Annotated in this window: 16 protein-coding genes and 1 other RNA gene; 12 read left to right on the top strand and 5 right to left on the bottom strand. The window is 34.8% G+C overall.

The window, feature by feature from the left end; all coding sequences use genetic code 11:
• Window positions 1-1,077 carry a glutaminyl-peptide cyclotransferase gene (locus ACEN2F_RS01135; protein ID WP_441734951.1) on the bottom strand — a complete coding sequence of 359 codons (1,077 nt, stop codon included), beginning with the start codon at window positions 1,075-1,077 and terminating at the stop codon, window positions 1-3.
• An 87-nt stretch (window positions 1,078-1,164) separates the two neighbouring features.
• Between ACEN2F_RS01135 and ffs the strand changes: the two genes are divergently transcribed.
• The 3 genes from ffs (at window position 1,165) to fsa (ending at window position 2,937) form a co-directional block, all read left to right on the top strand.
• Window positions 1,165-1,262, top strand: an RNA gene (ffs, locus tag ACEN2F_RS01130) — signal recognition particle sRNA small type.
• 78 nt (window positions 1,263-1,340) lie between these two features.
• Complete coding sequence (locus ACEN2F_RS01125) at window positions 1,341-2,144, top strand: SDR family oxidoreductase (protein ID WP_441734948.1); 804 nt, start codon at window positions 1,341-1,343, stop codon at window positions 2,142-2,144.
• A 136-nt stretch (window positions 2,145-2,280) separates the two neighbouring features.
• The gene (fsa, locus tag ACEN2F_RS01120; RefSeq protein ID WP_441734945.1) at window positions 2,281-2,937 is read left to right on the top strand and encodes a fructose-6-phosphate aldolase; all 657 of its coding nucleotides are present in this window, start codon (window positions 2,281-2,283) and stop codon (window positions 2,935-2,937) included.
• A gap of 112 nt (window positions 2,938-3,049) precedes the next feature.
• Here fsa and ACEN2F_RS01115 read toward each other — a convergent pair whose 3' ends face one another.
• Window positions 3,050-4,711 (bottom strand): MFS transporter, encoded by a 1,662-nt coding sequence (locus tag ACEN2F_RS01115; protein ID WP_441734942.1) that lies wholly within the window; start codon window positions 4,709-4,711, stop codon window positions 3,050-3,052.
• A 350-nt stretch (window positions 4,712-5,061) separates the two neighbouring features.
• Between ACEN2F_RS01115 and nagB the strand changes: the two genes are divergently transcribed.
• The 3 genes from nagB (at window position 5,062) to ACEN2F_RS01100 (ending at window position 10,853) form a co-directional block, all read left to right on the top strand.
• Window positions 5,062-6,999 carry a glucosamine-6-phosphate deaminase gene (nagB, locus tag ACEN2F_RS01110; RefSeq protein ID WP_441735924.1) on the top strand — a complete coding sequence of 646 codons (1,938 nt, stop codon included), beginning with the start codon at window positions 5,062-5,064 and terminating at the stop codon, window positions 6,997-6,999.
• Between the two features lie 23 nt (window positions 7,000-7,022).
• Window positions 7,023-9,050 (top strand): beta-N-acetylhexosaminidase, encoded by a 2,028-nt coding sequence (locus ACEN2F_RS01105; protein WP_441734939.1) that lies wholly within the window; start codon window positions 7,023-7,025, stop codon window positions 9,048-9,050.
• Window positions 9,051-9,233: 183 nt separating this feature from the next.
• Entirely contained in the window at window positions 9,234-10,853 is a 1,620-nt protein-coding gene (locus ACEN2F_RS01100) for an ABC-F family ATP-binding cassette domain-containing protein (protein ID WP_441734936.1), read from the top strand.
• Window positions 10,854-10,945: 92 nt separating this feature from the next.
• Here the strand turns inward: ACEN2F_RS01100 and ACEN2F_RS01095 are convergent, their stop codons facing one another.
• Window positions 10,946-11,119, bottom strand: a complete 174-nt coding sequence (locus ACEN2F_RS01095; RefSeq protein ID WP_441734933.1) for a hypothetical protein — start codon at window positions 11,117-11,119, stop codon at window positions 10,946-10,948.
• Between the two features lie 212 nt (window positions 11,120-11,331).
• Between ACEN2F_RS01095 and pyrR the strand changes: the two genes are divergently transcribed.
• The 6 genes from pyrR to ACEN2F_RS01065 all read left to right on the top strand — a co-directional run bounded on the left by pyrR (window position 11,332) and on the right by ACEN2F_RS01065 (window position 15,634).
• Window positions 11,332-11,871, top strand: a complete 540-nt coding sequence (gene pyrR, locus ACEN2F_RS01090) for a bifunctional pyr operon transcriptional regulator/uracil phosphoribosyltransferase PyrR (protein WP_441734930.1) — start codon at window positions 11,332-11,334, stop codon at window positions 11,869-11,871.
• Between the two features lie 46 nt (window positions 11,872-11,917).
• The gene (locus tag ACEN2F_RS01085; RefSeq protein WP_426064872.1) at window positions 11,918-12,844 is read left to right on the top strand and encodes an aspartate carbamoyltransferase catalytic subunit; all 927 of its coding nucleotides are present in this window, start codon (window positions 11,918-11,920) and stop codon (window positions 12,842-12,844) included.
• Between the two features lie 71 nt (window positions 12,845-12,915).
• A complete protein-coding gene (locus ACEN2F_RS01080) occupies window positions 12,916-13,248 on the top strand; it encodes a ribonuclease Z (protein ID WP_441734927.1) in 333 nt (110 codons plus the stop codon).
• Between the two features lie 75 nt (window positions 13,249-13,323).
• The gene (locus ACEN2F_RS01075; protein WP_441734925.1) at window positions 13,324-14,229 is read left to right on the top strand and encodes a ribonuclease Z; all 906 of its coding nucleotides are present in this window, start codon (window positions 13,324-13,326) and stop codon (window positions 14,227-14,229) included.
• Between the two features lie 91 nt (window positions 14,230-14,320).
• Entirely contained in the window at window positions 14,321-14,965 is a 645-nt protein-coding gene (gene pdxH, locus ACEN2F_RS01070; protein WP_441734922.1) for a pyridoxamine 5'-phosphate oxidase, read from the top strand.
• A 165-nt stretch (window positions 14,966-15,130) separates the two neighbouring features.
• Complete coding sequence (locus ACEN2F_RS01065; protein WP_441734919.1) at window positions 15,131-15,634, top strand: CAP domain-containing protein; 504 nt, start codon at window positions 15,131-15,133, stop codon at window positions 15,632-15,634.
• Between the two features lie 463 nt (window positions 15,635-16,097).
• Here the strand turns inward: ACEN2F_RS01065 and ACEN2F_RS01060 are convergent, their stop codons facing one another.
• Window positions 16,098-17,099 carry a PorP/SprF family type IX secretion system membrane protein gene (locus ACEN2F_RS01060; RefSeq protein ID WP_441734916.1) on the bottom strand — a complete coding sequence of 334 codons (1,002 nt, stop codon included), beginning with the start codon at window positions 17,097-17,099 and terminating at the stop codon, window positions 16,098-16,100.
• A gap of 17 nt (window positions 17,100-17,116) precedes the next feature.
• Entirely contained in the window at window positions 17,117-21,502 is a 4,386-nt protein-coding gene (locus ACEN2F_RS01055; protein WP_441734914.1) for a PKD domain-containing protein, read from the bottom strand.
• Window positions 21,503-21,757: the final 255 nt, after the last annotated feature.

Below are 21,757 nucleotides of genomic sequence, written 5' to 3'. Positions count from 1 at the left end.
TTATTCTGAAACTTTGATTTCAAACATTTTATCCCAATTTTTACCAGTTACAAAAATGGTTTTTGTTTTTGGGTTGTAGGCAATTCCGTTTAGAACATCCGTGTCTGGTAATTGAGTTATTTTTTTCTTCAAATCAGCAAGATTAATAATTGCTTCAACCGCTCCATTTTTTGGATTGATGACAGCAATCGCGTCTTTTTGATACACATTTCCATAAATTTTGCCGTCAATCCATTCCAGTTCGTTAATTGCCTTTATTTTTGTTTCAAACGAATACACGTTTAAGTAATCTACTTCTTTAAATGTGGTTGGGTCAATGATCCAAATTTTTTCGGTTCCGTCGGATTGGTATAAATAGGTTCCATCATTAGTCAATCCCCAACCTTCAATAGGTTTGAAGTAGGTAAACGTTTTTACTTTTTTGAACGTATCCGCATCATAAACATATCCTTCATTATTTTGCCAAGTCAGTTGGTATACTTTGTTATTTAGAATTGTAATGCCTTCGCCAAAATATTTATCAGCTAATTCCACTTTTTTATAGACTTCTCCAGTTTTATAATTTGTTTTTCTTAAACTAGAAACTCCTTTTATTCCAGAGCTATTGCCAGAGCCGTTCCCCGTTCCTTCATAAAGCGTATCTCGATAAAACTCTAGTCCTTGCGTGTACGCCTGAATATCGTGTGGATAGGTATTTATGATGGTGTACTTTAATAATTTCGGACTAATGTTTGAAACTAATTCTATTTTCGCCGTAGCTTCAGCAGTTTGCCTTTCGTAATAGACTAAAGCTTTAAGGTCTTGGTACCCTAATTTTTGTTCTTTTAGGTCAAATGATAGTTTGTCAATACCTTTCTTAGAAGCTATTTTTTTATCATTGACGTAGTAAATAATACTGTCAACTGTTTTTGATGTGGTGTTCAAGATTTCTAAAGAAAGTACCTCTTGTGGATTATATTGTTCCTTAAATTTGGAATTATCAAAGGTAAATAAAGTGTTTTCGCCTTTTTTTGCTTCATTACAACTTGCTAAAGTGATTCCTAATAAAATGATAGATAGGAAGTTATGTTTTTTCATGATTTGAATTTTTGATACCCCAATATACAACGTTATTTTTAATGAATAAAGCTCTTGTAAAAATATAAAAAGATTGTATATTTGCACCGGCAAGTCCTACACGACCAGCTCCTGCAGACTCCCCCAGGATGGGAACATAGCAAGGGTACGTGGTTGAGCGGTGCGATGTAGGTCGCTTGCCATTTTTTTTTGTTCCAAAATTAGTCTTCCTTATGGAAGATTTTTTTATTTTTGGACCTTTCGTTTCATAAATAGCAATCATAATGAATAAAGTAGTATTAATAACGGGCGGTTCCTCTGGAATAGGAAAATCTATTGGGGAGTTTTTGCATCACAAAGGTTTTGTTGTGTACGGAACCAGCAGGAATCCGGATCGAATTTTGAATTCGGTTTTCCCTTTAGTAGCTCTGGATGTGCGGGATACGGATTCAATTCGTGCGGCTGTTGCCAAAGTGATTGCGACTTCCGGACGACTAGATGTTGTTATTAACAACGCGGGTGTTGGGATTACGGGACCATTAGAAGAAATTCCGATGGATGAAATAAAAAATAATTTTGAGACAAACCTTTTTGGCCCAATTGAAGTAATAAAAGCAGTGTTGCCACAAATGCGTGCGCAACAATCTGGACTCATTATTAATGTAACTTCGATTGCAGGTTATATGGGTTTGCCGTATCGAAGTGTTTATTCTGCTTCAAAAGGAGCCTTAGAACTCATAACAGAAGCGTTGCGAATGGAAGTGAAGTCGTTTGGTGTTCAGATCACCAATGTGGCTCCGGGTGATTTTGCAACAAATATTGCTTCGGGACGTTTTCATGCTCCGGTTTTAAAAGGTTCTGCTTACGAAACTCCGTATGCAAATACATTGAAAACTATGGACGAACATGTGGATAGCGGCAGTAATCCAAATGAAATGGCCGAGGCAGTTTACAAGGTTATACAAACTCGGGAACCTAAAATTCATTATAAAGTGGGCGTTTTTATGCAAAAAATATCAATTGTTTTGAAACGAATACTTCCTGACAAAGTGTATGAAAAAATGCTAATCAACCATTATAAATTGTAATTTTGCAGGAGATTTGCGTGAAGGATTGAAGCGGCATCCCTCGCTTTTTAGCGAGGATACAGCGGAAAGCCTGACCCGAAGTTTTTACGAAGGGTCACGCCCAAATAATTAAAAACACATAATTAAATTAGATAATATGAAATTTTTTATTGACACGGCTAATTTAGCTCAGATTAAGGAAGCACAGGCATTAGGGGTTTTGGATGGCGTTACAACCAATCCTTCGTTGATGGCCAAAGAGGGAATTACAGGAAAAAACAGCATTTTGAAACATTATGTTGACATTTGTAACCTAGTTGAAGGCGATGTGAGTGCTGAAGTAAATGCATTGGATTACGACGGAATGATTAAAGAAGGAGAAGAATTAGCAGATTTACACGAGCAAATCGTGGTAAAATTGCCTATGACCAAAGAAGGGATTATGGCTGCTAAATACTTTTCGGATAAAGGGGTTAAAACAAATGTGACTTTAGTATTCTCAGCAGGTCAGGCTTTAATGGCGGCAAAGGCAGGAGCGACTTATGTTTCTCCATTTATTGGTCGTTTAGATGATATCTCTACAGATGGTTTGGCTCTAATTGAAGAAATCAGATTGATTTATGATAACTACGGTTACGAAACTCAAATTCTTGCTGCTTCGGTGCGTCACACAATGCACATTGTAAACTGTGCAAAAATTGGTGCTGATGTTATGACTGGACCATTATCAGCTATTTACAGTTTGTTGAAACACCCATTGACTGATATTGGATTGGCACAATTTGTTGCTGATTTCGAGAAAGGAAATAAATAGATTTAAGATTAACGATTTCTGATTTGAGATTTCGGTATAAATAAAAACTCCCATTATGCTTAGCAAAATGGGAGTTTTTTGTTGGTTTGGTTTTGGTTACTTTGTGTTTATATTAATGTGCTCCACCAACTTCTACTTCTTTTCCAATTCCTTGTTTTTCTAAAATTTTAATTACTTTCCATCCGTAGAATGCGATGAATGCGAAACATAAAACAGGAATAAAGTAAGAAGTATGAATGCCTACAATATCTGCTAGTTTTCCTTGTAAGGGCGGTATAATTCCACCACCTAGAATCATCATTACCAAGAAGGCTGAGCCTTGAGAGGTGTATTTTCCTAAACCTGCAATTGCTAATGAGAAAATAGAAGGCCACATAATACTTAAGAATAATCCACCGCTCATAAAGGCAAAAATTGCGATTGTTCCAGTAGTGAATAAACCAATAAGCATGGCTGTCATTCCCATTAAACCAAAAATCATAAGTGTTCTTGACGGTTGGTCTTTTCCTAAAAAGAAACCGGCGATTTGAAACAAAATTACAAATGCGTAGGCGTATAAAGGTGTTACATCTTGTCCTGAAATGGCATTAGCAGCTAATACTACTCCAAAAGCAATATAAGGAACAACGATAAGTAAAATTTTCTTTAGTTGAGATGAAGGATTAAAAACCGTGATAGCTCCTGCCCAACGGCCAATCATTAAACTTCCCCAGTACATAGACATATATGGTGCTAAAGCAGGTCCTGAAATCGAGCCAAAATCAGCAGTTACCAATAATTCACCAAGGTTACTTCCTATAGTTACCTCGACACCTACGTAAGCGAAAAGAGCTAACATTCCTAATACTAACTGTGGGTATTTCATGGCGCCCCATCCTTCAGGATTTTTTTGAGCAGTAGTGTTAGCAAATAATAATCCAATAACAACTACTAAAAGTGTAGATACAGTTAATCCTAATCCTAAATAATCTTTCTCTTTATTTTCGATAAATCTAGTGATGAAGTCAGCATCCTCATAACGTGAGAAGATATAAGCAAAAATTGCGACCAAAATTATCGTAATGGCAATTAAGGTTTTCATTGCTTTTGAAGCAGTTTCAAAAGAAGAATCACTTTTTCCAGACGGTAATTTTTTAGAAAAATGGAATAAGGCTGCTGCTAATAAAAACAACCCTCCAACAAATACGTAGAGTATTCTCATGGAGTCTAAAGAATCGGGTCTTTGCGCATATTCTTCGATATTTACACCAGCAATAACACCAAAAAGGGCGATTGAAACTACTATTGGTCCTATTGTGGTTCCCAATGAGTTAATTCCTCCGGCAAGATTCAATCTGCTGGATGCAGAATGGGGCTCACCAAGAGAGGCGGCAAACGGCTGTGCCGATGTTTGTTGTAATGAAAAACCAAGAGCAACAATAAATAAAGCAGCAAGTATAAATAAATAACTTCCCTGCGTAACTGCTAGAATCATTAGGAAAGCCCCAAAGGTACTGACCAATAATCCGTAAATAATTCCTTTTTTGAATCCCCAACCGTTAAGAATGTCTTTTTTGGCAATACTACTAAAAATGAAAAGTAATAAGGCACCAATATAGTAAGCGCCATAAAAAGCAAAGTCAATTAGCTGACTTTGAAATTGGTCTAAGCCAAATTTAGCTTTACAAAATGGAATAAAAACTCCGTTAGAGGCTCCAATAAAACCCCAAAAGAAAAATACGGTGATCAGCGTATAAAGCGCGGAATTGTTAGACTTTGTTTGTTCTGAATTCATAAGTATATTAGGTTAATGTTTGTTTTTTGAATACTTTTCTAGCTGCAAGACCGTAAATATATTTGTTAAGTAAATTAAAAAAAAATAATTTAGAATAAATATTGTTAAAATTATTGAATAACCATTTTTTGTTGAAAATACCTGCTTTTTTTACAAATTTTTTGCTAATTCTAAAACGTGGAGAATTAAGAAATGGGTTTGTTATATTCCAAATTGGTAAAAATGGTTGATGATTTCTGTGATTCAATAAATTTTCAGAGGTAAAAATAATTATTTGGTTGTATTGGATTGATTTTTCTTTGCTCTTTCAAAAAAAAACTATCTTTATGAATCAGTATAAAAAACACGATATGAAATGTACTTCAGAAGGAAAAATAGATATCAGTTATGAAAGTATCGGTAAATTTGAGGAAACACGATTTGAAAAAATTCATAATACAATTTTCAAAAATGCTTCAGAAGCGTCTGCAGTAGTTGCTCAGGAAATTGCTGACTTGATTAAATCCAAACAATCTGAAAATAAAGTTTGTATCCTGGGTTTGGCAACAGGTTCCTCACCTATAAAAGTTTACGAAGAATTGGTTCGAATGCATCAAGAAGACGGACTCAGTTTTAGCAATGTAGTCACTTTTAATTTGGATGAATACTATCCAATGAAGAAAGAGAACCACCACAGCTATCACTATTTCATGTACGAACATTTGTTCAATCACATTGATATTCAACCGGAAAATATAAATATTCCAGATGGAACAGTGCCTATTGATGCGCTGAAACAATATTGTATTGACTATGAAAATAAAATTAAAAATGCTGGTGGACTTGATTTTCAATTGTTAGGAATTGGTCGTACCGGCCATGTGGGTTTTAATGAACCGGGTTCTCACATCAATTCTGGAACTCGAATAATTACTTTGGATTATATTACTCGAGTCGATGCTTCTTCTGATTTTAATGGTATTGAAAATGTTCCAAAAAGAGCCATTACGATGGGCGTTTCGACTATTCTTAAATCCAAAAGAATTGTTTTGATGGCTTGGGGCCAAAATAAAGCCGATGTAATTAAAAGAACTGTGCAAGGCGATATAAGCTCGGAAATTCCAGCAACTTTCTTGCAAAGCCATGATAATACCACTTTTGTTTTAGACCAATCAGCGGCTTCAGAACTAACACGATTCAAAACTCCATGGCTCGTTCAAGATTGTAATTGGACATTAGAACTTAAATGTAAAGCTATTGTTTGGTTGTGTTTAAAGACAAATCGTTCCATTCTAAAACTAACGGATAGGGATTATAATAATAACGGAATGTCTGATTTGCTGGCTTTAGAAGGTTCTGCTTATGATTTGAACATCAATATGTTCAATGTATTGCAACACACCATAACCGGATGGCCAGGAGGAAAGCCCAATACCGATGATACCAACAGACCCGAAAGAGCGAATCCCGCAAAGAAGCGAATTATCCTTTTTAGTCCGCATCCGGATGATGATGTGATTTCGATGGGAGGGACTTTCTCTAAACTGATACGACAAGGACATGATATCCATGTCGTGTATCAAACTTCAGGAAATATAGCGGTTACGGATGAAGAAGCGTTGAAATTTGCCGAAGTTTGTAATGATTTTGTAGAAAATGATGTCGCAAAAATAGATTTTCAATCGGTTATTGATTTTTTGAATAACAAGTCAGAAAACCAAATGGATTCTCTTGAAGTTCGGAAGCTAAAAGGACTTATCAGACGAAGAGAATCGTATGCGGCAGTGCGGTACATTGGATTGAATGAATCGAATATTCATTTTCTGGATATGCCTTTTTATGAAACGGGACAAATAAAGAAAAATCCAATACATGCCGAAGATATTGCCATTGTTAAAGCAATTATCGAAAAAATAAAACCGCATCAGGTTTTTGCCGCAGGTGATCTTGCAGATCCGCATGGAACGCATGAAGTTTGTCTTAACACTATTTTTGCTGCAATGGGAGCTTTGAAACCCGAACCCTTTATGAAGGATTGTTGGTTGTGGCTCTATCGCGGCGCATGGCATGAGTGGGAAATTCATGAAATAGATATGGCAGTTCCGTTAAGTCCAGAGGAAGTAATGCTAAAAAGACACGCTATTTTGTATCATCAATCGCAAAAAGACCGCGTGATGTTTCAAGGTAATGATTCCAGAGAATTTTGGGTGCGTGCTGAAGACCGAAATAAACATACTGCAAAATTGTATGATGATTTAGGACTGGCTGAATATGAAGCCATCGAAGCTTTTAAACGTTTTGATTATTAAAATATATTGAATACCTATAGACTATGAAATACTTTTTAATGTTATTATTTGGGACTTGTGTTGTAAATGCTCAAATCACCACCGAGCAATTAAACCTGATGCCTTGGCCACAAAATATAAAGTTGACCGCTGGCACTTTTGCTTTAAGCAAAAATTTTAAAGTGAATATTACGGGGAATCCTAATCCCAGAATTTTTATAGGCGCAACCAACTTTGTAAGAAGATTGGACGGCAGAACGGGATTGTTTCTCGAGCAAAGTTTTTTGACGAAAGTCAACGAAAGTCCGGAAGCCGAATTACAAATAAATTGTGTTCGCAATGGGAAAATAGAAATTAATGAGGACGAAAGTTACCAACTGACAATTACTGCGAATAAAATTATTATTAATGCAACCAATGATTTAGGGGCGTTGCATGGTTTGGAAACTTTATTACAGTTGTTGCAAAATAACAGTACGTCTTATTATTTTCCAGTTATTGAAATTTCTGATTCACCACGTTTTACCTGGAGAGGCTTGATGATTGATGCTGCCCGACATTTTCAGCCGGTTGATGTCATCAAGAGAAATCTTGACGCTATGGCTTCAATGAAAATGAATGTTTTTCATTGGCATTTAGCCGATGATCAAGGTTGGAGAATTCAATTGAATAACCATCCTAAATTAACAGAATTAGCCTCAGATGGATATTTTTATACTCAGGAAGAAATTAAAAACATTGTAAAATATGCTGATGAAAAAGGGATTTTGGTTATTCCCGAGATAGATGTTCCGGGACATGCTTCTGCATTGCTGACTGCTTATCCGGAAATAGGAAGTAAAATTGGAGAAGGAAAAATCACGTATGAAGTGCAAAGAAATTCAGGAATTTTCAATGCGACTCTAGACCCTACAAATCCAAAAACCTATGAAATTTTAAGCTCGATTTTTGATGAAGTCTGTCCGTTATTTCCGGGCAGTTATTTTCATATTGGTGGTGACGAAAACAATGGTAAAGAATGGAATGCAAATTCTAAAATTCAACAATTTAAGAAGGATAATAATTTGGCTAACAATCATGATTTGCAGACTTACTTTAATATGAAGTTGATTCCAATGCTAAAAAAGCACAATAAAAAACTGATGGGTTGGGAGGAAATAATGACTGAAAACATGTCTAAAGATGCTATAATTCATGCTTGGAGAGGAACGAATGAAGGTCAAGAAGCTGGTGGAGCTTTGATCAAAGCCGCAAAAAGTGGATACAATACCGTTTTGTCCAATGGGTATTATATTGATTTGATGCTGGGTTTAGAAAGTCATTATATGAATGATCCCTTACCGAAAAAGATTATTCTTAGTTCAGAAGAAAAAGCAAGAGTTTTAGGAGGAGAAGCTGCAATGTGGAGCGAACTCGTAACACCATTAAATATAGATTCTAGAATTTGGCCACGAACCGCCGCAATAGCCGAGAGATTATGGTCAAGTGCGGAAGTAAATGATATGAACAGCTTGCGCAAAAGGTTGAAAACAATTTCTTTTCGATTAGAAGAACTCGGAATTACGCACATCAGAAATAAAGAAGTGATTTTGAGAAACATAAGCAACAATCAAGATACACGCGTATTGAATGATTTTTCGAACCTTTGTGAACCACTTAAAAATTACAAACGCAACGGTGGCGGAAAGAAATACCGCATGCATTCTCCGTTGACATTATTTGCGGATGCGTGCAATGCAGATGCTTCGGAAGCGCTAGATTTTAATGTTGCTGTGAAAAATTATTTAGCTGATAAAAGCAAGGAGAATAAAGGGATTGTAACTGATTTTTTCAAGAAGTGGATTGTTATGAATGCCGATTTAATTGCTTTAGGCGTCAATGCTCCTTTGGTGCAACCTCTTTTGCCTTTATCTAAAAGTTTGAGTGATGTATCGGAACAATTTTTACTTTTTTTGAATAAAAAACAAAAAGTAAATCAATCGGTAATGGAGGATTTACTAGAAAAATGCAATACCAGAAGCTCTTCTGATGTAGAATTAGCAGTTTATGGCAGTTTGAAAAAGTTGCTTTAGAATAAATATAATATTGGTTTTATGAAATAAGAATTTTGAAATCCTTACAATTTTTGTCAGGATTTTTTAGGTCAATTATTATCCTATTACATAAATTTAAACCGTTGAAAACGGATTTTTTTGTAATTCAGTAAATCGGTATTTTTTTTGTAATTTTGCATAAATTTTATAAAATAAATATTCATGTTAACAGTAAATAATTTATCAGTTCAGTTTGGCAAACGAATTTTGTTTGACGAAGTAAATACGACCTTCACACACGGTAATATTTATGGCGTTATCGGAGCTAATGGCGCTGGAAAATCTACTTTTCTTAAAATAATTGCAGGTGAAATGGATCCAACTTCGGGGCATATTCATTTGGAACCAGGAAAACGTATGTCGGTTTTAAACCAAAACCACAATATGTTTGACGAAAGCACCGTATTGGAGACTGTTATGATGGGAAATAAAACCCTTTATGCGATCAAAAAAGAAATGGATGCTTTGTATTTAGATTACAATGACTCAAATGCGGATAGGATAGGGGAGTTGCAAGTGCAATTTGAAGAAATGAATGGTTGGAATGCTGATTCTGATGCGGCATCAATGTTGTCAAATCTTGGCATTACCGAGGAACATCATTATACGTTAATGGGAGATTTGGAAGGAAAAATAAAAGTTCGTGTCCTTTTGGCACAAGCGCTTTTTGGAAATCCGGATTTACTTATTATGGATGAGCCTACCAATGATCTGGATTTTGAAACCATTGCTTGGTTAGAAAATTTCTTAGCTAACTATGAAAATACCGTAATCGTAGTTTCTCACGACAGACACTTTTTAGATTCTGTTTGTACGCATATTTCGGATATTGATTACAGTAAAATAAATCATTATTCGGGTAATTACACTTTTTGGTATGAATCAAGCCAATTAGCAGCGAAACAACGTGCACAACAGAATAAGAAAGCTGAAGAAAAGAAACAAGAACTAGAAGAATTTATTCGTCGTTTTAGTGCGAATGTAGCCAAATCAAAACAAGCTACTTCGCGAAAAAAAATGATTAGTAAATTGAATATTTCCGAGATAAAACCATCAAGCCGTCGTTACCCGGCAATTATTTTTGATCAAGAGCGTGAAGCAGGAGATCAAATTTTGAATGTGCAAAATTTAAGCGCTACTATCGAAGGAGAAATATTGTTTAAAGGAGTAGATTTGAATATGGCCAAAGGCGATAAAATTGTTCTTTTCTCAAAAGATTCACGTGCAACAACAGCTTTCTACGAAATTTTAAACGGAAATAAAATAGCAGATTCAGGAACTTATGATTGGGGAGTTACAACAAATCAAGCGTATTTGCCGGTAGAAAATCATGCTTTTTTTGAGAATGATTATACTCTTGTAGATTGGCTACGCCAATGGGTAAAAACAGAAGAAGAACGGGATGAGGTAAACATTCGCAGTTTCCTTGGAAAAATGATTTTCTCCGGAGAAGAAGCGTTAAAAACCTGTAGAGTTTTATCCGGAGGAGAAAAAGTGCGTTGCATGTTGTCTCGAATGATGATGGAACGAGCAAATGTTTTAATGCTGGACGAACCAACCAATCATTTAGATTTAGAGTCAATTACAGCTTTTAATAACTCATTAAAAAACTTCAAAGGATCTGTTATTTTCACCACTCATGATCATGAATTCTCTCAAACAGTTGCTAATAGAGTTATTGAACTAACGCCTAATGGAGCGATTGACCGTTACATGACTTTTGATGATTATCTTGATGATGAGAAAGTGCAAGAACTAAGAGTTAAAATGTACACCGTATAAAAAGTAGTGTCTATATAAAAGAAAATATCCCGCAATTGCGGGATATTTTCTTTTAGGGAAGTTTCGGATTATCAAGTTTATTTAAATCCTTATTATTTTTTACCAAAAATTTTACTAATGATAAAAATAATAATAGCGATAACGGCGACTACTATAAAAATGCCGACACCGACACCCGCTTTGAATATTCCTTCAATTATTGAACAACTTGAAAATGATATTAATACTATAAAAAGCATCAATAATCTGGTGAGTCTTTTTTGCATGATTTTGTGTTTTGAAAATTAAAAATTAAAATGTAAAAATAGAATATGAATTCATTTCCTTGGTTATATAATTTTTATTGATTGTTTCAAAATTAAGTACTATAAATATACCTGTTTTCTTTGAATTATAAGCACAGGCATTTTCTCTCTTTTTAATTCTAAAATCATAAATTGGAATTTGTATATTTGCCAAACCAAACCACACAATTACTATGAGTCAAAAAGTATTACTTACTGCAAAAGAAGTTACTATCATATTACACCGTTTGGCTTGTCAATTAATCGAAAAACACTTAGATTTTTCAGATACAATATTAGTTGGTATCCAACCAAGAGGTGTTTTTTTAGCAGAACGTTTAAAAGAAATTTTAGAAAAACAATACCAAACTCCTGAAATACAGCTCGGCTATCTGGATATCACCTTTTTTAGGGATGATTTTAGAAGAACTGAAAAGCCATTAGAAGCCAATAAAACCAAGATTAATTTTATCGTCGAAAATAAAAAAGTCATTTTCATTGATGATGTTTTGTTCACCGGACGCAGCATTCGCTCGGCTTTGACTGCTATTCAATCTTTTGGACGACCTTCAGAAATTGAACTTTTGGTCCTGATAGACAGGCGTTTTAGTCGTAATTTACCCATTCAACCGGATTATAGAGGAAGGCAGGTAGATGCTATAAATGATGAAAAAGTAAAAGTGAGTTGGAAAGAAAATGACGGAGAAGATGGCGTGTATTTAATTACAAGTTAGATTGAAAGCAAACGCCAACTATTAAAAACTATAATCGTAAATAAAAATGAAAGAATTAAGCGTAAATCATTTATTAGGCATAAAATACATCAACAAGAATGATATTGACCTGATTTTTGAAACTGCCGATCATTTTAAAGAAGTCATCAATCGACCAATTAAGAAAGTGCCTTCGTTACGAGATATTACCATCGCCAATATTTTCTTCGAAAACAGTACCAGAACAAAACTCTCTTTTGAATTAGCACAAAAACGCTTGTCTGCGGATGTCATTAGTTTTTCGGCGGCGCAATCCTCCGTCAAAAAGGGAGAGACGCTGATAGATACCGTAAATAATATTCTTTCGATGAAAGTAGATATGGTGGTGATGCGGCATGCAAATCCTGGTGCTGCGTATTTTTTGTCAAAAAATGTTAAAGCCAGTATTGTAAACGCAGGAGATGGCGCACACGAACATCCTACACAAGCGTTGTTAGACAGTTATTCCATTCGAGAAAAGCTAGGTGAAGTAGCTGGAAAGAAAGTGGTCATTGTGGGCGACGTTTTGCATTCCAGAGTCGCTTTGTCTAATATTTATGCTTTACAAATGCAGGGCGCTGAGGTGAAAGTTTGCGGGCCTAAAACACTTATTCCACGATATATTGAATCGTTGGGTGTTACTGTAGAACCTAATTTACGAAAAGCATTAGAATGGTGTGATGTTGCCAATATGTTGCGCGTTCAAAATGAACGTATGGATGTCAATTATTTCCCTTCAACTCGGGAATATGCGCAACAGTATGGAGTCGATAAACCACTTTTAGATTCTTTGAACAAAGAAATTATAATTATGCATCCCGGACCTATTAATCGCGGTGTCGAAATTACAAGTGAAGTAGCTGATTCTAATCAATCTGTGATTTTAAACCAAGTAGAAAATGGTGTAGCAATCAGAATGGCAGTTATTTATCTTTTGGCTTCAAAAATTCAATAACTAATTTAAAACTTTGTAAATTAGCTACTTATAAACTACGCTGCCACAAGCAGCCTTTGAAAATCAATACAATGAAAGTAGATCAAAAAGGACATACCGTTACAATTAGGGACACTCAAGGTGATTTTACTTCTTTTTTAATGAAGGTTACTCATCAATATAAAACATTCGAAAAATACAATATCATAATTGATCTTTTGTTGCATAATGATTTGTCTACAAATGATATAAAGTTATTTATGCCATTGTCAACACAACATAAAAAAGCTAAAAAGTCCTTTGTTATCGTCACTTCTGATTTTGATTACAATGCTGTTCCTGCTAAATTAACTGTGGTTCCCTCATTATTAGAAGCGCACGATATTATAGAAATGGAAGAAATAGAAAGAGATTTAGGCTTTTAAATGAATTTATTCGGTTATTTTTTTGACCGTTTAATTCATTTAAGCAAAATTCACCATAACCGAATAATTAAAAACTTGAAACTAACAATCCTTGGTTGCTATGCCGCAACACCCCGAACATTTACCAATCCAACTTCCCAGATTTTAGACATAAAAAATAGACTTTTTCTGATTGATTGCGGGGAAGGAACGCAAGTACAACTGCGTAAGAATAAAATTCGATTTTCTAAAATAAACCATATTTTCATTTCCCATTTGCACGGAGACCATTTCTTTGGATTAGTGGGTTTAGTATCCACATTCACTTTGCTGAACCGAACTACGGATTTGCATATTTATGGACCAAAAGGCATCAAAGAAATTATCAAGTTGCAATTGCGATTGTCTAACTCTTGGACAAATTATGGTTTGTTTTTCCATGAATTGGAATCTCTGGAAAGCGAAATTATTTTTGAAGACCATAAGGTTTTGGTGAAAACCATTCCATTGAAACACCGTGTGTATACAAATGGTTTTTTATTTCAGGAAAAATTAGGCGATCGTAAACTGAATTTAGACGCCGTTCAGAATTATGAGATAGAGAGTTGTTATTACCAAAAAATAAAAAACGGAAAAGATATCACACTCGAGGACGGGCGAATCATTGAAAACGACAAATTAACATTTGACCCTATTCCGGCAAAAAATTATGCTTTTTGTTCGGATACGGTTTACAATGAAGCGATACTTCCAATTATAGAAAATGTAGATGTTTTGTACCATGAGTCTACTTTCCTGGAATCTGAGGAAAATCTAGCAAAAAAAACATTGCATTCAACAGCAAAAGAAGCGGCAACAATAGCTTTAAAAGCCAATGTTAAACAATTAATTTTAGGGCATTATTCTACTCGATATGAAAGTATCGAATTGTTTAAAGAAGAAGCGGAAACTATTTTTCCTGAAGTACTTTTAGCTGATGATGGGAAAAGTTTTGAGTTTTAAAAACAAAAATCAATTTAGGCGGTAAAATAATAGTTGGATTTTTTGATTTAGTCAAATTGTTCAACAATCAAATATTTTTAAAATAAAAATTATGAGTGATTTAAGTGATTACAGAAAATCTTACGACAAGAGTGAATTATTAGAAACTAATATTCCAGAAGATCCAATTAACTTGTTTAGCCGATGGTTTCACGAGGCAGAAGATTTTGGATCGAACGAAGAAGTAAATGCGATGACCATTTCTACAATTGGTTTAGATGGTTTTCCTAAATCCAGAGTTGTTTTGTTGAAAAAATTTAATGAAGAAGGTTTTATTTTTTATACCAATTACAATTCAGAAAAAGGTCAGGCTATTTCAGAAAATCCAAATGTTTGTTTGTCTTTCTTTTGGCACAGTATGGAACGTCAGGTAATTATCAAAGGAATTGCAAAAAGAACCACGGAGAGCACTTCCGATAGTTATTTTGAATCTCGACCTGACGGAAGTAAATTGGGAGCAATTGTATCAAACCAAAGTGAAGTAGTTCCTTCTAGAGACTATTTAGAAAAAAATTTAGAACAACTAGAAAAAGATTTTGAAAGTATGGTTATTCCAAGACCAAAGCATTGGGGAGGATTTTTAGTAACTCCTTTAACAGTAGAATTTTGGCAAGGAAGACCCAACCGATTACATGATAGAATTCGGTATACAAGTCAACAAGATTACTCTTGGAAAATTGACAGACTCTCCCCTTAATGTAAGAAAAATATATAAATAATAATTTATATAGTGTATTTCATCGGTTTTTTTTGGTAGTTTAACGATAAAAGATGTACGTTTAATTAATATTTAAAAACATCTTTAAATTATTATTAAAGTTTTTTGCCCCACAATCTACTTTAAACTTAAACTACTATTATTATGAAGCTAAAAGTACTTCGTGCATTATGGCTCGTGGCTGTGATATGCATTATGAATTCTTGCTCTGCAGACTCGACTGAAACAGAAACAGTTGATGCAGTTGCTAATAAAGTAATTTTGTATTCATACAATACTATTGAACTAGAAACGATGAATTTGATTAATGCCCACAGAGTTAGCAAGGGATTAAATGCTTTGGAAAAAATAAATCACATGTCTTACAAATCAGAAGAGCACGATCTTTACATGATTGCTAATAATGTGGTAAACCATAACGATTTTGTTGCTCGTTCGGAAAATATAAAGAAGATATTAGGAGCTTCATCAGTAAGTGAAAATATTGCATATAATTATAACACGCCACAAGCCGTTTTAAGTGCTTGGTTAGGCAGTCCTAGTCACAAAGAAAATATTGAAGGAAACTTTACTCATTTTGGAATTGCAATAAAAGAGGATCCTGCAACTGGTAAAAAGTATTACACAAATATCTTCGCAAAAATATAAGTAGAGTATTTTTATATAAATAAAAGGCTGTCTTCTCCCCAAAAGACAGCCTTTTATATTTTTATAAATTGTCATTTGAGGAAATAAATAATCTGTATTTATTAAAAAATGCTGTTGAATTTTCTTTCATTGGAGTTTTAGTTCGTTACTGCTTTTTCCAACTGCTTGAGTACAATTATCAAAAACTGCTAGTCGATTATTTTTTATGTTACAAAAAGTAAAAAAATTACTCGATACGCTTCACATTTGGAGTGACGGAATTCGAGAGCCATTTTTAATCAATCTTTTTGTTCTTGATAGATCACCCAGAAATGGAATCACATTATGCAACGAAAAATTATCTTTAAAAACTAAGGACGCTTATCTAGCGTTAAGAGTGAAACAACGTGCTAGAGTTCATGTATTTATTGTGTAGATAGGAGGTCTTAAATGTCTAAATATATGCTGTGGAAATAAATTAATTTTATCTTCCAATGTAATTAGGACAACCAAAACATTTCACATCTAAACTAAATTGGTAGGATAAGGAGAGTTCATAAATGCCTCCCGTTTTTCCAATTTTAGTGGTATTTAAATCGTATGCGATACCAAGTCGTAAACGATCATATTGCAAGCCGGTAAAAAGGTTCACGGATGTTAGCAGTTGACTGTTGATACCATTTTTAGCAGGATTCGTTACGGCAGTGGCCCCAAAAAACATTTTTTCAAATAGGATAGATGCGCCAATATCAAGTCGGTTATAGCGCCCTTGTTGCATATAATTTGAAGTCACAAACATTTTGGTGGCATACGGGAAAAATTTGACATCAATATAGTCAGCCAGAAGAAATTCATAACCTGTACTCAAGGAGAAAAACGTATTCAAAGGAACGTTTCCGTCTTGCGTAAAGGAGATGTTGGGTTTGTTTAAATGTTTCATGGATAAGCCAATCCACATGTTTTCAGTATTAAAAACCATCCCTGCAGTAGCATCAAAAAAGCTAACTTTGTCATTACTCAATAGTGGATCAATTGAATTCGTATTTACAATTCCCGTTCTAATATTGATTTGATCTGCCAACAATAAATTTTGAAAAGCAAATGATTTGAGTCCAAAACCAATTTCTATTGCGGGTCTAAAATCCCAATCGTCGCTGATTCGTACCCGGTACGCATAATTTGCATTGATCTGTGTAAAATTGTAATTGGTGGCATTTTCTCTTTGGTTTAAAATACTAATACCATAGCCACTATTCATGTTTTCGTTCCAAGTATTAACAAAAGCATAGTCAGTATCGATTTTTAAATCTAAGTCCGGCCATTGTTCTCTGTGAATAATACCAGCGTAGGTGGTCTCCATAAAACCGGAAAAACCAGGATTCAAGGTTTCTGGAACTAAGAAATATTGAGTAAAAACAGGGTCTTGTGCGCTTACTTTTGAATAAATGCAACAAGATATAATTATAATAAATAGTTTAATTTTCATTAGTTAATGCGTTACTTTTATTTAATTAAGGTAAAGGCTCCATCTTCAATTATGGTATGATTGTAAAATGTTTTGGCGGTGAGTTTGAAATGGTAATTTCCATTTTCGGCTTCTAAATCTTTTACTGTTCCATTCCATCCCCTTATAGTTTCTCCTTTTTCACTGTATACAATACTGCCCCAAGTGTCGTAAATATCCAATGTCATTTCTATGAATCCTAAAAATATGGGTGAAAAAGAGTCATTTACACCATCGCCATTAGGGGTAAATGCATTTGGCATCATTAAGCTATACCCTTTTTCGATAAATATCGTAGTAGTATAAACGTATTGACAACCAAAAGGATAAGTAACCGTTTGTTTTACCGTATACGTTCCTATTTTGGTGAAGATGTGTTTTGGACTTTCTTCATCTGAAAAATTGCCATCTCCAAAATCCCAAGAAATTTTAGTAAAATTTCCTGTGGCTAAGTTGTTAAATAAAATAGGATCGTAAATAGAATATAAGCCATATACATCATTTCCATACGAACTAGTTTCGAACTTAGCTTCTCCTAGAACTGGTGTGTCAACATTATAAGTAATATCAGCAGTACAGCCAAAGCTATCCGTAACACTAAATATAACTAAGCCATTGTTGTTGGTATTCATAATTTCATTATTGGCACCAGTAACAATACCATCAGACCAGCTTAATTGATAAGGAGGAACACCACCTTTGACCTTCCCTACAAATGTTTGACGGACGTATTTAGTATCACAGTTAAAATCAGTAAGGACTTCAATAGTAGGAGTCAGTTGCTCAAATCGAATAATTTTCCAGGATTCGGATTTTTTACAGCCATTAGCATCCGTTACGGTAACAGTATAATTTTCTGGCGGAAGATTTTGTAAGTCTTCGGAAGTGGCGCCATTAGACCAAGAAAATGTAAATGGAGGTGCGCCTCCTGTTACTACTAAATTAATAGCTCCCGTATTTGCATCCAAACAATTCAAAGGGTTTGAAACGTCAGCTCGCAACTCTAATGGTAAAGGTTCTATAATGATAAATGTTTCCTTTATGGTACATAATTTAGCATCAGTAATTGTTACTGTATATTTTCCGGGTCCTATATTATTTCGATCAATACCGGCGGTTGCATCATCATCCCAAACTAAAGTAACAGGAGTTTTGCCACCCATTAGGTTTAGCCGTATGTGAGCATCTTTTTCACCAAAACAAGAAATTTGTTTAATATCCGGATTTATAGTAAAAACAGGTGCATTATCTATGGTTATGCTAAATTGTTTTACGCAACCTAAAGAATCCGTAATAGTAATTATATAAGTTCCCGCGGATAAATTATTCTGAACACGTCCTGTTCCTAAATTACTCCATTTAATTAGGTAAGGATTTCCAGTTGCAAATGGAATCCCTCCACTAATATTCGTAAGGGTAATAGAAGCGTTTGCATCATTATAACATGCTATTTCAGTTTTTGTATATGCTAAAAGGATTTCATTATTTTGAAGTAAAACAACTTCTAAATTTTCCGTACAACCAGAATTATCAGTGACTGTTAAGTTATAAGTTCCAGCTGCAACATTACTCAGGTTTTGAAGAGCACTCCTGAATCCGTTTGGTCCGGTCCAGCTGTAGTTGTAATTAAAAATGTCTGGTGCCGTTTCAATTGCTCTTCCACCGGTTGCTTCCACATTAATTTCTCCGGTAAAATCTCCATAACATAAAATATTTACCTGACTGATTAGATTTACTTTTAACAAAGGAGGCTCTATAATAGTAAAAGTTTCCGTGAGGGTATCACAATTGTTCGCTTCTGTAATCGTTATTTTGTAAACTCCCGGAGCCAAGTTGGTAAGATCTTCTGAGGCTGAATGAGGGGTTCCGTTTTTTGTCCAAATATAAGTATAAGGAAGAGTACCTCCTGTAGTTGCTATAGTAACCTTTCCATCATTAGACCCAAAACAAGTAATGTCATTTTTAAATCCAGAAAAACTGAATTTAGCAGGCTGACTAATCGTGTAACTTCTTATAAATGGACAATTGCCATTATCAATAACGCGAACAGTATAAATTCCTGGTTCCAAATTAGAAATATCTTCTTCAGTACTGGTAAACCCATTAGGACCAGCCCATGAAAAGGTGTAAGGTTTTCCTGTTGAAAAAGGGATTCCGCCAGTGACGGTTATGCTAATAGCGGCATCATCTGACTCAAAGCAGGTACTGTTTTTAATGGTGTCCACCACATTTATTAGAGGGTTAACAAGTACTGTAACCGTAAAATTAGGTCCGGGACAGCTACCAGAAACAGGAGAAACAATATAAGTTACAGTTGCTGGATTTGGAGTAGTATTAGTTAGTGTTTGACTAATATTTGTTCTGGGTGACGATTGTGCCGAGGCACCACTTACCGCACCTGCAGGGAAAATAGAAGGTGTTGACCAGGTATAAGTAGTGCTTGATGGGACATTATCTGTTCCATCACTAACTGGTTTGACTAGAAAGGTTTCTCCACTACAAATTTTTAATTCCTTTGGCTTTATAATGGGCGAAAGAACTAGATTAACTGAAAAATTAGCTGTTTTTGTAGTAGTACCGCAACTATTGGTAACACTAAAAATGGCTTGATAGTTTCCACTAACAGAATAATTGATTGATCCGGGATTAAGCAATGTAGAGGAAGATGGGGAACCTCCGGGAAAACTCCAGAGATAAGTAATTTCAGAACTTGGAGAACAACTTTCGACCACTGTTCCTACTGGTTGGATTGTTGCCGAGTTACAAAAATCCGAAATAGGATTTAAAGTAGTAACCGGCGGCTTTTTTACTTGTATAATCTCCGTAATCGATCGGTCTATACCACAAGAGTTTCTCGTTGTCAATCGCAGATAATAGGTCCCAGGCGTTATAAAATTCAAAATTGGGTTTTTAGATGATGAGCCTGTACCATTTGCAAAATTCCATTGTGCGGTTCCTTTTCCGCAAAAACCTTCATAATAATTTATGATCTCCCAATAATAACTTTCGGCACCACAACTTAAACTGGTATCCGTAGTATTTGTAATTTGTAAATTACTCGAAGCACAAGCATTCCCGTATGTAAATTTAGGTTGTAATATGGGCTCCACACAGATCCATTTGCTAAAAGAAGTTCCTTTTCCACAAGGTGTTTCAGCTGATAATGTGATTTTATATTTGCCAGGCAGTGCGTAGACATGACTTGGATTAACGTCTCTGGAAGGTGCGCTCCCGTCCCCAAAATCCCAAGTGTACACATTAAAAGTGCTACAGTCATTCGTATATCCTGCAGCGGTTGAATTATTGAAATACACGAATGTATTTGCACATACTATACTATTGACGGAAAAGCTTATAATGGGAACATCTAGAATAATTATGGGTCCTGCCGTAAGATAAGTACTGCCGCAGGAAGTGGAAATCGTTAGGCTAACAATATTTCCTGATGGGCAATTAAATCGAGTGAAAGTATGTGGGATTGGGAAATTTTGGGAAGCAGACGGAATTGCTGCATTATAGTAAGCTGAACTTTCTAATTGCGCTTGGGTGTAATTTCTAATTGTACCATCGCCGTAATTGACCTGATATTTTGTATCTGATGGATTCAGCGCCCATGATCCTATAGCAAATTCCATTGGAGCCACTGGAGTACAAAAATTAGTAGTATTTCCCGGCGCAATCAATGCTCCAATTGGATTGTTAGAGTTCTTAATGACATAAATAATAGAATTGGTACAACCATTACTGCCAACTCCTGTAACAACCATATTAAACGATCCTAACTTCATATAGGTATGCATTCTGGGAAAAGTAACATTTGTTTCTGTACTTCCATCGCCCCATTCAACGGTATAGGATGACATGCAGGAAATTGAACTCGAATTATTGCCTACATTAATAGTGTATTTAAGATCTGAATTATTGTCTCCACATTTTTCAAAAGGGGCACTGGATCCAGGAGGAGCATTGAGGTTGACAAATTTTAAATCTGGTTTTTGTTTAACTGAAATGACTTTTGTTATGGAAGAGATCCCCCCATTAATATCAGTAACGGTTAGTTTTACATTAAAATTTTGAAGGCCACAACCTAAAGCTGTAAAAGAATGCGAAGGGCTAGCAGCAGCAGATGTACTTCCATCGCCAAAATCCCATTGATACTTGAAAGGTGCATCTCCAGTGATACTAGATGTAAACGTAATTAGAGTCCCGGAACAACTACCGTCATTAGTAAAACTAAACGAAACGGAAGGTACTACTAATTCGCTTTTATAATTTTTATTCGTCGTTTTTAGGGTATGACTATTTTCATTTGTTTTAGTAAATGCAAAAATTGAAGAGCTAACTAATAAAAAAAAGAGATGTGCAAGAAAAAAAAGTTTCCTCATGTATGATGAATTATTTTGGGTCTAAATATATATATATATTATTTTTAGTATAAAAAAAAGATTACAAAAAAACACATAAATTTTTACATAGAGGAAATGAAAAGTTGATTTAATACTATTTATTCAAAATAGTAGCCCCGAGAGAAGCAAATATTCAACACTTTTGGCATAGATACTATCTAAAGTCGCATAACTGTCGATAAAACAACGAAAAGTTCTTCTACGTAAAATGAAAAAACACCTCGGATTCAGGCT

The organism is Flavobacterium sp. W20_MBD1_R3, from assembly GCF_052119725.1.
Classification (GTDB): Bacteria; Bacteroidota; Bacteroidia; order Flavobacteriales; family Flavobacteriaceae; genus Flavobacterium.
Note: the sequence above shows the minus strand (reverse complement) of the source record. Positions and strands in the feature narration are given on the sequence as shown.